Source organism: Rhizobium albus (assembly GCA_030160035.1).
GTDB lineage: Bacteria > Pseudomonadota > Alphaproteobacteria > Rhizobiales > Rhizobiaceae > Georhizobium > Georhizobium albus.
Map to the genome: position 1 here is coordinate 1,006,641 of BSNO01000001.1, position 11,208 is coordinate 1,017,848.

Genomic DNA, 11,208 nt, shown 5'->3' on the forward strand with positions numbered 1-11,208 from the left:
ATCATCGCGGAGCCGCTCGCTTGAGGCAGTCCGAGCAAGCCGCTAAATAGAGGCCTCCCGGAAATGAGGTGGCGCCATGACTGACGATCTCGTTCTTTTCACCAACCCTATGTCGCGCGGACGGATCGCGCGCTGGATGCTCGAAGAGGCGGGTGTGGACTACGAGACGCGCGCGCTTGGTTATGGGCCCGACATGAAGAGCCCCGACTACCTCGCCATCAACCCGATGGGCAAGGTGCCGGCGGTCAAGCATGGCAACCGCGTGGTGACCGAGTGCGCGGCCATCTGTGCTTACGTCGCCGACGCGTTTCCACAGGCGGGGCTTTCGCCGGCGCTCACCGACCGGGCCGACTATTATCGGTGGCTTTTCTTCGCCGCCGGTCCGCTCGAAGCCGCCGTCACCAACAAGAGCCTGGAAGTGGCCGTGCCCGATGAAAAGCAGGGGTTCGTGGGATACGGGAACTTCGCTGCCGTCATGAACACGCTTGCCAAAGCTCTTTCACGCGGGCCGTACATTGCCGGTAATCGGTTCACCGCAGCTGATGTCTATGTCGGTGCGCAAGTGTTGTGGGGTCTTCAGTTCGGCACGTTCGAGCAGCGTTCGGAATTTGCAGCTTATGCCAAGCGGCTCGCCGATCGTCCGGCCTACAAGCGGGCCACTGAAAAGGACGATGCGCTGTTGGCGGAGATGAAGTCGGCCAGCTAATTGCCGATACGCATTGATAGCGGCGGCCGGATTGCATAAAAGCGGGCCAATCGCAAATCTCTCCCGCATTCCCTTATTCGTTACAGGAAAGATCGCGCCCTCATGGCACGTCAATTCATCTACCACATGGCCGGCCTCAACAAGGCCTACGGCGCCAAGAAGGTGCTGGAAAACCTGCACCTGTCCTTCTACCCCGATGCCAAGATCGGCATTCTCGGTCCCAACGGGGCCGGTAAGTCGACCGTGCTCAAGATCATGGCCGGTATCGATAAGGAATATTCGGGCGAAGCCTGGCTCGCCGAAGGTGCCACCGTCGGCTACCTGGCACAGGAGCCCGACCTCGATCCGGCACTCGACGTCTTCGGCAACGTGATGACGGGCGTGGCGCGCAAGACCGCGATCATCGACCGTTACAACGAACTGATGATGAACTATTCGGACGAGACGGCTGACGAGTCCGCTCATCTGCAAGACGAGATGGACCGGCTGAACCTCTGGGATCTCGAACAGCAGGTCGAGATGGCGATGGAAGCGCTCGGCTGCCCGCCCAAGGAAGCCGACGTCACCAAGCTCTCGGGCGGTGAACGCCGCCGTGTCGCGCTTTGCCAGCTTCTGCTGCGCGAGCCCGACCTACTGCTGCTCGACGAACCGACGAACCATCTGGACGCCGAGACCACGGCCTGGCTTGAAAAGCACCTGCGCCAATATCCCGGCGCCGTGATGATCATTACCCACGATCGCTACTTCCTCGACAATGTCACCGGCTGGATCCTCGAGCTCGATCGCGGGCGCGGCATTCCGTACGAAGGCAACTATACGAAGTACCTCGAAGCCAAGGCCAAGCGGCTCAAGCAGGAAGGCCGCGAGGATGACGCCCGCCAGAAGGCGATCGCCCGCGAACGCGAGTGGATGGGATCGAGCCCCAAGGCGCGGCAGTCGAAATCGAAAGCCCGTATCGCGGCGTTCGAGGACCTGCTTGCAGCGGCCGACAACCGCCGCCCGACCGACACGCAGATCGTCATTCCCCATGGGGATCGCCTCGGCAATGTCGTCATCGAGGTCAATGGTATTTCCAAGAGCTTCGGCGACCGCCTCCTGATCGAGGACCTGTCGTTCAAGCTGCCGCCCGGCGGCATCGTTGGCGTCATCGGACCGAACGGCGCTGGCAAGACGACGCTCTTCAAGATGATCACCGGCCAGGAGACGCCCGACAATGGCGATATCCGTGTCGGTGAGACCGTGAAGCTCGGTTATGTTGACCAGAGCCGCGACGCGCTCGATCCGGACAAGACCGTGTGGGAAGAAATTTCCGGCGGTGCCGAAGTGGTGAAGCTCGGCAAGCATGAGGCCAACACGCGCGCCTATTGCTCGTCCTTCAACTTCCGCGGCGGCGACCAGCAGCAGAAGGTCGGCAATCTGTCGGGCGGCCAGCGCAACCGCGTGCACCTCGCCAAGATGCTGAAGACCGGCGGCAACGTTCTGCTGCTCGACGAACCGACGAACGACCTCGACACCGAAACGCTGGCTGCGCTCGAAGATGCGCTGGAAAGCTACGCCGGCTGTGCCGTCATCATCAGCCACGATCGCATGTTCCTCGACCGGCTTGCGACCCACATCCTGGCGTTCGAAGGCGACAGCCACGTGGAGTGGTTCGAAGGCAACTTCGAAGACTACGAAAAGGACAAGGTCCGTCGTCTCGGCGTCGAAAGCGTCAATCCGCGCCGCATGACCTACAAGCGCCTGACGCGCTGACTTTGGCTATCGCACCGGTCGCCTTCCATATCAGGAGGTGCGGCCGGCGCCATCGCTCAGATCGCGGCCGGTGAATGCAGACTTCAGATTTTCTGACTGGTCGAGACGGTCGCCGATTGGCAAGAGTACAGCCGATCGTCCGGAGAACCGTCGCCATGACCTTGCCCCTTCAATCTTCCCTGCCGCTCGACATGCCGACTGAGGTCGTGACTGGTCGCCGTCTTTCCGCGACCGTTGGTGGGCTTTTCGCGGCCACAGGCGACGATTTCATCAGCGGGCCGGTGTCGTCGCTCGACCTCACCTTCGACGGCATCGTCGGCGATTTTCATGCGGGTGCCACTCGGCGCTCCGGTGGACGTGAGCCATGGTATCCCCGCGGTACCGAGATGCGCAACGAGCGTCAGCTCAGCATCGTCGCCGCGGACGAGCTGGCGAAGGCGGCAGTCGATATGGGCGTCGATCGCATCCGGCCTGAATGGATCGGTGCCAATCTCCTGCTCGATGGCGTTCCGCAGCTTTCGATGCTGCCGCCGCGCACGCTGCTTTTCTTCGCGAATGGCGTGACGCTCAAGATCGACGGTCAAAACGCGCCGTGCCGCCTGGCGGGCGGTTCCATCGCCGATCACTTCCCTGATCATGATCGCACAGCACTTGCGCTGTCGTTCAAGGACGCCGCCAAGCGTCGCCGGGGGCTGGTTGCCTGGGTCGAAAAGCCCGGGCGGATCAGTGTTGGCGAGAGCGTGAAGGTTCACGTGCCGGAGCAGTGGATCTATCGCGGCTGACAGGTGTCGCTGCAATCAGGCATCCCGAGCGGCTTGCAACAGCGTCCAGAAACATATAAAGATATCTTTATATCGTTTTTGGATGTTGAGAATGCTCGATCACTACAAGCTCGGTCTCGACGAAATCGTCGACCTGTTGAAGGCTGCGGGTGAGCAGACGCGCATGCGGCTGCTCTGGCTGCTGGCGACGAGCGACCTCACAGTAACCGATCTTACTGATATTCTCGGTCAATCGCAGCCCCGCATTTCGCGCCATCTCAAGCTTCTCGGCGAAGCCGGCCTCATCGAGCGCTACCAGGAGGGTGCCTGGGCCTATTTCAGGCTGACCAGCGAAGGGCGGGCGGCTGGCCTTGCGCGCCTTTTGATCGATGCCATCTCGGCCAATGATGCCATCCTGGCGCGCGACGCGGAACGCCTTCGCGCAGTTCAGAAGGTGCGGGCGGAAAAGGCGCAGTCCTACTTCTCGCGCAATGCCGAAAGCTGGGACGACCTGCGTTCGCTGCATGTGAGCGACGATCGCGTCGAGGCGTCGCTGACGGAACTGGTCGGCACGACGCCTTTCGATTCGATGCTCGATCTTGGCACCGGTACGGGCCGCATTCTCCAGCTTTTCCAGGGGCTCTATCGGCGTGGCATCGGCGTGGATGCAAGCCGTGACATGCTGGCCGTCGCGCGTGCCAATCTCGATCGCAACGGGCTCAGCCACGCCTCGGTGCGCCATGGCGACATTTTCAACCTGCCGCTCGACCGCGAGACCTTCGATCTCGTGACGATCCATCAGGTCCTGCACTACCTGCAGTCACCAGACGACGCGATCGCGGAGGCAGCGCGCATGCTGCGGCCCGGTGGGCGGCTGATCATCGTCGACTTCGCGCCGCACGAACTGGAGCGGTTGCGGGAAGAGCATGCCCATGTGCGTCTCGGATTTGCGCACCAGACGATCGGCGAGGCGCTGCGCTCGGCCGGTCTGTCCATCGAACGGATCGTCGATCTTGAGCCGGAAGAGGAGGGCAGCGAAACGCTGACCGTCACCATTTGGCTCGCACGCGATCCGCGTCTTCTCATTGCCGGCGACGAGAGCGCCGATGTCACCAAGGGACTTGCCTGACCATGTCGCTCCTTAGAAGATCAAGCCCTTCGCTCAGCGCCGACCGGATCAATGTCTCCTTCGAGTTCTTCCCGCCGAAGACTGGGGACATGGAGACGCAGCTTTTCGAAAGCGTGTCGAAGCTCGCGCCTTTCAATCCGGATTTCGTTTCGGTGACCTATGGGGCAGGCGGATCGACCAAGCAGCCGACGCTGAACACCGTCAGCCGCATCCACCGCGAGACCACGTTGTCGACTGCGGCGCATCTGACCTGCGTCGATGCCAGCCGCGAAGAGGTCGATGCGGTCGTTCGCGAGTTCTGGGATGTCGGCGTGCGTCATTTCGTGGCCCTGCGCGGCGATCCGTCGGGTGGCATCGGCACGCGCTTCAAGCCGCACGCGGATGGCTACGCCAATGCCGCAGAGCTGGTGGCAGGCCTGAAGGCGTTTGCCGATTTCGAGATTTCGGTGTCCGCTTACCCGGAGAAGCATCCGGAGAGCCCGGATTTCATGACCGACATCGACATGCTGAAGCGCAAGGTCGACAATGGCGCGACGCGGGCGATCACGCAGTTCTTCTTCGATAACGACACCTATGAGCGCTACGTCGAGCGTGTCCGCCGCGCAGGGATCTACATCCCGATCGTCCCGGGCATTCTGCCGATCCACAATTTCGGGCAGGTCGCTCGGTTTGCCGGCATGTGCGGTGCGTCGATCCCGACATGGCTGGCCGAGCGATTCGAAGGGTTGGAAGACGACGCCCAGACCCGCTCGCTGATCGCAGCCGCACTCGCGGCCGACCAGGTGATGGATCTCGTCGAGCGCGGCGTCCACGATTTTCATTTTTACACGATGAACCGGGCCCAGCTCGTCTATGCGATCTGCCATCTCCTCGGTCTTCGCGGCCGTGCGCCGCAGGCGGAGGACAAGGCCGTGGCCGCGGCCTGATCGTAGGCTAAGAAGGCGTCATCGGACGCCCACTTCACAATGGAAAAAGGGGATCGCCGACGAGACGATCCCCTTTTCCTATTCTTGCTGGGTCTACGTAATGAAGGCGCTTTCGGGCCCTGGTCCCTTCAGGTGAATGTCCCTTCAGATGAAGAGCATGCTCCCGATGAAGGCGAACGCGGCACAGATCATGACAACATTGAACTGTTGCGTCAGTCTCATGGTCACCTCCTCGCAGTTAACCTCCTGATAATAGGTGTTAACACGTATCGCGAAAAGGGAATTCGTTGCTGCAGTGCAAGACGCGACGATACGAATGAATTCATTTTCGCCGCTAGGGCGCTGTTTTGTTTTCATCTTGTTGCCATCGTCGCCGGCGTAGGAAGGGTGGATAATGTTTCCGCGCTGCGTCGTGCGGGCCGCAACGCGCCTGGCGACCTTTACCCTCAGCGACAAACTGATAGCGTCCGCCATCATCAGGAGCCGACCCCATGCAGCGATTCACCACCGGAACCGAGGCGGCGCTCTCGCTGAGACCAGACGCGCCGCTCTACTGTTTCCGGCCCGAGGTCCTCATCGAGGATGCGCAGCGCTTCATGCGGCAATTTCCGGGTGAGACGGCCTATGCGGTGAAGACCAATGGCGAGCCGATGGTGCTGGAAACATTGGTCAAGGCCGGCGTGAAGACCTTCGACGTCGCTTCCCCCGCCGAATTTGCGGCCGTGCGCGCCGCCTCCAAGGATGCCGAGATGCTCTACATGCATCCGGTCAAGGCGCAGTCGGACATCCGTCTTGCGCTCGAGACCTACGGCATCCGGGTAATGTCGCTCGATCATGAGGACGAGATCGCCAAGGTGCTGCGCATCGTGCGGGCACTTGATCTCGATCCAGCGGACTTCACCATCTTCGTCCGGCTTCAGACGAAGGGTCACGCGGCCTACGAGCTCTCCAAGAAGTTCGGCGCAGCACCCGGCCATGCGGTGGAACTGGTTCAGCGTCTGGATCGTATCGGCTTCAAGGTCGGTCTCTGCTTCCATGTCGGCAGCCAGATTGCCGAATCGGAATCCTACGAACGCGCGCTGGCATCGGCCGATTGGGTGCGCAGTCGCGCCGGCGTTTCGCTCGCCGGCCTCGATGTCGGCGGCGGTTTTCCCGCCGAATACGGCCATGATCCAAACCGCAAGAAGCCTGATATCCCGACCATCGACGAACTTATGGAGCGGCTTGATCTCAACCTGACGGAATGGGGCTTCAAGACGCTGCCGCTTGTCGCCGAACCGGGCAGAGCCATCGTCGCACGGTCGTTTTCACTGGTCGTGAGGGTTTTGCTGCGCAAGGGCCGGCGGCTCTATATCAATGACGGCATCTGGGCGTCGCTGTCCGACAGCTGGACCGGAAAGATCACGCTTCCGGCCCGTTTCATCCCGGATCCTGCCCGCAAATCACGCAATGGCGATCCGGAAAACGTCGTGCCATTCAAGGTCTGCGGCGCCACCTGCGACAGTGTCGACATCCTCTCGCGGCCGTTCTGGTTGCCGGAAACGGTGGACACGGGCGACTGGATCGAGATCGGCCATATCGGCGCCTATTCTCTGTCGCTGCGCACGCGATTCAACGGGTTCTATCCGGACGATTTCGTGGAGGTGACCACCGCGTTCGGCGACGAGGGCGCACCGGAAGGTTTCGCGAGCCTGGAAACGATGGCCTCTTGATGAAAAGGCCGCCCGGCGGGTGCGCAGGCGGCCTTCATGTCTTGAATACTCGCTGACCGCTCAGAGCTGAGCGAGCAGTTCCGGCGTCGGCCATGCGTCTGCGGGCATGCCGAGGCGAAGCTGTTCGGCGCGCACCGCATCGCGGGTGCCCGCACCGAGAATGCCGTCAATGTCGCCGACATTGTAACCACGCGCTTGAAGGCGGCGCTGCAGGTCCATCATCTGCTCGGCGCTAAGGCCGGCAGGTGGATTGCCAGCAGCATATCTGTCAGCACCTGCGAGACGCGTGCCGAAATAGGCTGCCGACGTCGTGTAGATGAAGGACTGGTTCCACTCGAGATAGACGTCGAAATTCGGATAGGCCAGGAAGACGGGGCCGAACCGGCCCTGCGGCATGATCAGACGTGCCTGCATGCCGGCATTGGGCAGGGAACCGTTGCGGGGCGAAACTCCGAGCGACTGCCACTCGCCAACGGTCGCGCCGCCTGAAAGGCCGGTGCGCTCCCAGGGTAGGTTCTGCGGAATGGTGACTTCCTGGAGCCAGGGCTCGCCGGCGCGCCAGCCCAGGCTGCGGATGAAGTTGGCGCCCGTCAGGATCGCGTCGGCACTGCTCGTCTTGACGTTCACATGGCCATCGCCATCGCCGTCGACGCCGAATTGGATGATGTCGGCCGGCAGCATCTGAACCTGTCCGATCTCGCCGGCCCACGCGCCGGTCATCGTCGCGGGGTCGAGATCACCGCGTTCGGCCATGGCAATGGCGCCGATCAGCTGCGGACGGAAGAGCGCGGGACGACGGCAATCGTGTGCAAGCGTCGCAAGCGCATTGACGGTGTTGATGTCGCCCTGAACGGCACCGAAATCAGTTTCCAGGCCCCAGAAGGCGGCAATGACTGGTCCCGGCACGCCGAATTCCTGTTCGGCGCGCGCGAAGACGGAGGCATGACGCTGCAGCATGGCCTGGCCCTGCTGCATGCGATTGTTGCTGATGATCCGCTGCGAAAACTCGATGAAGTTCATGCGGAAGACGCTTTGGCTGCGATCGTGGTTGAGCACCTGCTGATCCTGACGCGCGCTGCCAAGCACCCGATCCGCTGCTTCCGGCGAAAGGCCCTGAGCGACCGCTTCGGCACGTACGCCCTGCAGGAACTGCCCGAAATCTCCGCCACACTGCTGGGCAAAGGCGCTCGTCGCCATCAGCGTTGCGAGAAGTCCGGTTCCGATGCCGAGGAGGCTCTTCCTGGCAGATGTCGTGATCGTCATAGGCTTGGTTCCCCAGCTGGTATCCGTCGATGTCCCGCGCTCGCAATGCAGGCGGATGTTGGCTCAGTTGTGGCAGGTCGTTCGCTTTGCCTCAGCTCGTCGCATTGGACAGCCAACGCCGCCATTGTTCGATGGTGCCGTTGAAGACGTTGATGTCGGTGTCACCGGTGATGCCCGGCACGATGCCCGTGCCCGTATACTGCCAGAACGTCCAGGAATGTCCGGGGTAGAGCGTGTCGGGATGCTCCGCGACGGCGCGCAGCCACATCGGATAGTCGAGGAAGTGGCCCTCGATGTTCTCCCGGTGAAAATCGATCGTCGTATAGATGATCGGGCGCTTGCCATAGTGCCGTTCGAGCGCGTTCAGGAACACCTGCATTTCGCTGCGCACCTTTTCCGGCGGCGGGCGCAGGCGGCATGTGGGCGACAGGTGGTTCCATTCCATGTCGAGGACCGGCGGCAGGGCGTCGCTCTCTCGCGGAACGTTGCGGATGTACCACTGCACCTGTTCGATCGCGGGACGACAGAAATAGAAGAAGTGGTAGGCACTGCGCGGAATGCCGGCTGCGCGACTGCCTGCCCAGTATTCCTCAAACTTCGGATCGAACATGTCGCCGCCCTCTGTCGCCTTGATGAAGGCGAAGGAGACACCTGCGGCGCGGGCCGTGTTCCAGTCGATCGTACCCTGATATTTCGACACGTCGATGCCGTGGACCGCATAGGTGGACGGCGACCGGGCGAAATCCTGCGGATCGTTGTCGCCGAAGCGGGGTGCGTTGACCGGAGAGATGTGGAGGATATCGGTAGCGGTGGTGCTGCAGGCTGAAAGGGCGGCCGTCATGACCAGGATCAGGAGAATGCCGGCGCGTCGTATCATCTAGGCTCCGCGAATCAGGAGGGAATCACCGCTTCCTTCCTAACGGCTCGTTCCCGCCGACTAAAGCCGAGCTCAACGACCTTTCGTCCGCGTGATGACGACGATCCTCGCATAGTCCCGGAAGAGGGATCGGTTTTCCACCTGCGCGCCATCGCTGGCCGCAACCAGCTTGGCAACTTCGAAGAGGTCGGCGCGCGGTGTGACATGGAACCGCTCCAGCCACGCTGTCAGCAATCGGCGAAATGCCGGCGGCAATTCAACCTGCTGGCCGAAATCGACGATATGGACGGAGCCACCGGGTTTGGTGGCTTTGAGTGCTGCGGCAATCGCCTGCTGCCAGCTCGGGATCATCGAGACGGCGTAGGAGATGAACACGCGGTCAGCCTTGTCAAAGCCGAAGAGCGCTTGGCAGTCGAAATTTGTCGCATCGCCTTCTGCGACGATGATCTTTCGGGCGTGTGCGGCCCGATCGATGTTGCCTCTCGCGGTCTCCAGCATCTGCGGCGATACGTCGATGCCGTAATAGCGCGCATCGGGATAGCGCTTCGCGGCGGCCAGGAGGTTGCGTCCGGTACCGCAGCCAAGTTCCAGCACAATGCCACCGGTCGGGACCGCCAACGCGTCGAGCATCTGATCCCGTCCAAGCAGGAAGTATTTGCGCGTCAGATCGTAGATGTGGCGCTGATAGCGGTATACGCTGTCCATCAACACCGCGTGCTCGGCGGATTGCGTCCGTTCCAGCCCCATCATGCGCCTTTGCGCTCATACACATGGAAGCCGCCATAGATGGCGGAGCGATCGCGCGCGTGGCCTTCCGCGCTGGCGGCAGCGTTGTAGTTCCAATGGTCGAGAAGGACGGGCAGGAGACGGCCTGGAAGAATGGAGGGTTCGCCGGCCGTGCGGAAGATCACACGCGCGCCTGGCGCGGCCGTCCGGCAGATCTCCGTCCAGAGCGCGTTCAATTGTGCGTCGCTCATCCAGTCCTGGGCGTCGAGCAGGATGTAACGATCGACCGACGACGCAGGCTTGTCAGCAAGCAGCGTCGTAAAGCTCTGGTGATGGACGAAGACACGACCGGCGTTCTCTCGCAGGGTCGCATGATGCCGGGCTTGCAGGTAGGGCGGCAGCGAGCCTCCGTTTGGCTCCGGGTAATGCCTGGCAAATGCCTGCCAGGCGAAATAGTTGTCTTCCAGCGGAAAATGGCAGGCGAGTTTTTCGAGGCGCGCTCGCAAGACGTTGGTCACTCGCATCTCTGCGTCCGCCGCAGCCAGCTCTTCATATTGGGCGGGCGGGATGCCGAGCCCGAACAGCGATGCCTTGCTGCGCGTCAGCAGGCGGATGAGCGGCTTGTCGAAGAGCGGCGCGAGGTGCTCATCGAAAAATTGTCGCTGCTCGCGCATGGAGCGCGTCTGCATGATCCCTGCAGGGTTCACGCCATGCAGCCGTGCGGCCAGGTGGCCGGCGGAAATGAAGAGACCGAGAAGCCCGCTTCGGTAGAAATTGCGGTCGAAAATCGTGATGCGTTTCCGCCCGTTGAGCCCACGGCCTTCCCAATAGGCGCGGCTTTGCGTATCGAGGTGCGGCGCGATGAACTGTCGGTAGGCGAGGCTGTTATGGGCTTGGTCCTTGCCTGCGAAAAAGCGAAAGAAGTCGCTCTGGCTCGGAAGATGCGCGACACTCGCGAGCTTCAGCTTGTTCAAGGCGATATGCGCGCGGTTCAGGTCGACCACGTCGATGCGCGCCGGTGCCCGTGTGAGATAGGACAGAACGTTGCAGCCGCCCGAACCAATGGTGACGATGCGGCTTTCCGGCGTTAGGGCCATGGCCTGCATGTCGACCTCCGGGTCCTCCCAGATTTGGGGATAGACGAGACCTGAAAACACGAAGGCAAAAAGGCGTTCGGAAAGACCGGCCTTGCTGATCGGCGAGTGACGCAAGACGGCGTCGCGGATATGGCGGGTCTTCCGGCCGGGCAGGCCTCGCGTGATACCGGTCATGGCAGGCGATTCTCCCTCGCGCTTCGATGGGAAAACTGCCTAGCCGGACCACATTACAGCCCTGTGACGGCGCGGCTAAAGCAAT

11 protein-coding genes are annotated in these 11,208 nt (G+C 61.9%); 6 read left to right on the forward strand and 5 right to left on the reverse strand.

The window, feature by feature from the left end; all coding sequences use genetic code 11:
• The first annotated feature begins 76 nt into the window (after positions 1–76).
• From QQL76_RS04800 to metF, 5 genes are all read left to right on the forward strand, one after another.
• A complete protein-coding gene (locus tag QQL76_RS04800; RefSeq protein ID WP_499206611.1) occupies positions 77–706 on the forward strand; it encodes a glutathione S-transferase family protein in 630 nt (209 codons plus the stop codon).
• A gap of 102 nt (positions 707–808) precedes the next feature.
• Positions 809–2,458, forward strand: coding sequence for an ABC transporter ATP-binding protein (ettA, locus tag QQL76_RS04805; RefSeq protein WP_499206612.1), 1,650 nt, complete (start codon positions 809–811; stop codon positions 2,456–2,458).
• A gap of 155 nt (positions 2,459–2,613) precedes the next feature.
• Complete coding sequence (locus QQL76_RS04810; RefSeq protein ID WP_499206613.1) at positions 2,614–3,240, forward strand: MOSC domain-containing protein; 627 nt, start codon at positions 2,614–2,616, stop codon at positions 3,238–3,240.
• Between the two features lie 91 nt (positions 3,241–3,331).
• On the forward strand, positions 3,332–4,348 hold the full coding sequence (locus QQL76_RS04815; protein WP_499206614.1) for an ArsR/SmtB family transcription factor: 1,017 nt from the start codon (positions 3,332–3,334) through the stop codon (positions 4,346–4,348).
• A 2-nt stretch (positions 4,349–4,350) separates the two neighbouring features.
• Positions 4,351–5,274 carry a methylenetetrahydrofolate reductase [NAD(P)H] gene (gene metF / locus QQL76_RS04820; RefSeq protein ID WP_126009398.1) on the forward strand — a complete coding sequence of 308 codons (924 nt, stop codon included), beginning with the start codon at positions 4,351–4,353 and terminating at the stop codon, positions 5,272–5,274.
• Between the two features lie 144 nt (positions 5,275–5,418).
• Here metF and QQL76_RS04825 read toward each other — a convergent pair whose 3' ends face one another.
• Positions 5,419–5,751 (reverse strand): hypothetical protein, encoded by a 333-nt coding sequence (locus QQL76_RS04825; protein WP_499206615.1) that lies wholly within the window; start codon positions 5,749–5,751, stop codon positions 5,419–5,421.
• A gap of 14 nt (positions 5,752–5,765) precedes the next feature.
• Here QQL76_RS04825 and QQL76_RS04830 point away from each other — a divergent pair, with 14 nt between their 5' ends.
• Positions 5,766–6,986 carry a type III PLP-dependent enzyme domain-containing protein gene (locus QQL76_RS04830; RefSeq protein ID WP_499206616.1) on the forward strand — a complete coding sequence of 407 codons (1,221 nt, stop codon included), beginning with the start codon at positions 5,766–5,768 and terminating at the stop codon, positions 6,984–6,986.
• A gap of 60 nt (positions 6,987–7,046) precedes the next feature.
• Here QQL76_RS04830 and QQL76_RS04835 read toward each other — a convergent pair whose 3' ends face one another.
• The 4 genes from QQL76_RS04835 to QQL76_RS04850 form a co-directional block, all read right to left on the reverse strand.
• Entirely contained in the window at positions 7,047–8,243 is a 1,197-nt protein-coding gene (locus tag QQL76_RS04835) for a lytic murein transglycosylase (protein ID WP_499207112.1), read from the reverse strand.
• Between the two features lie 97 nt (positions 8,244–8,340).
• On the reverse strand, positions 8,341–9,126 hold the full coding sequence (locus tag QQL76_RS04840) for a glycoside hydrolase family 25 protein (protein WP_499206617.1): 786 nt from the start codon (positions 9,124–9,126) through the stop codon (positions 8,341–8,343).
• A gap of 72 nt (positions 9,127–9,198) precedes the next feature.
• Positions 9,199–9,876 (reverse strand): class I SAM-dependent methyltransferase, encoded by a 678-nt coding sequence (locus QQL76_RS04845; protein WP_499206618.1) that lies wholly within the window; start codon positions 9,874–9,876, stop codon positions 9,199–9,201.
• Complete coding sequence (locus QQL76_RS04850) at positions 9,873–11,123, reverse strand: BtaA family protein (RefSeq protein ID WP_499206619.1); 1,251 nt, start codon at positions 11,121–11,123, stop codon at positions 9,873–9,875. Before QQL76_RS04850 ends, QQL76_RS04845 begins: the two co-directional genes overlap by 4 nt.
• Positions 11,124–11,208 lie beyond the last annotated feature (85 nt).

Excerpts from the sequence above, each read along its gene's own strand:
- QQL76_RS04800 (WP_499206611.1), top strand. The coding sequence starts at position 77 with ATGACTGACGATCTCGTTCTTTTCACCAACCCTATGTCGCGCGGACGG.
- ettA (WP_499206612.1), top strand. The coding sequence starts at position 809 with ATGGCACGTCAATTCATCTACCACATGGCCGGCCTCAACAAGGCCTAC.
- QQL76_RS04810 (WP_499206613.1), top strand. The coding sequence starts at position 2,614 with ATGACCTTGCCCCTTCAATCTTCCCTGCCGCTCGACATGCCGACTGAG.
- QQL76_RS04815 (WP_499206614.1), top strand. The coding sequence starts at position 3,332 with ATGCTCGATCACTACAAGCTCGGTCTCGACGAAATCGTCGACCTGTTG.
- metF (WP_126009398.1), top strand. The coding sequence starts at position 4,351 with ATGTCGCTCCTTAGAAGATCAAGCCCTTCGCTCAGCGCCGACCGGATC.
- QQL76_RS04825 (WP_499206615.1), bottom strand. The coding sequence starts at position 5,751 with ATGATGGCGGACGCTATCAGTTTGTCGCTGAGGGTAAAGGTCGCCAGG.
- QQL76_RS04830 (WP_499206616.1), top strand. The coding sequence starts at position 5,766 with ATGCAGCGATTCACCACCGGAACCGAGGCGGCGCTCTCGCTGAGACCA.
- QQL76_RS04840 (WP_499206617.1), bottom strand. The coding sequence starts at position 9,126 with ATGATACGACGCGCCGGCATTCTCCTGATCCTGGTCATGACGGCCGCC.
- QQL76_RS04845 (WP_499206618.1), bottom strand. The coding sequence starts at position 9,876 with ATGATGGGGCTGGAACGGACGCAATCCGCCGAGCACGCGGTGTTGATG.
- QQL76_RS04850 (WP_499206619.1), bottom strand. The coding sequence starts at position 11,123 with ATGACCGGTATCACGCGAGGCCTGCCCGGCCGGAAGACCCGCCATATC.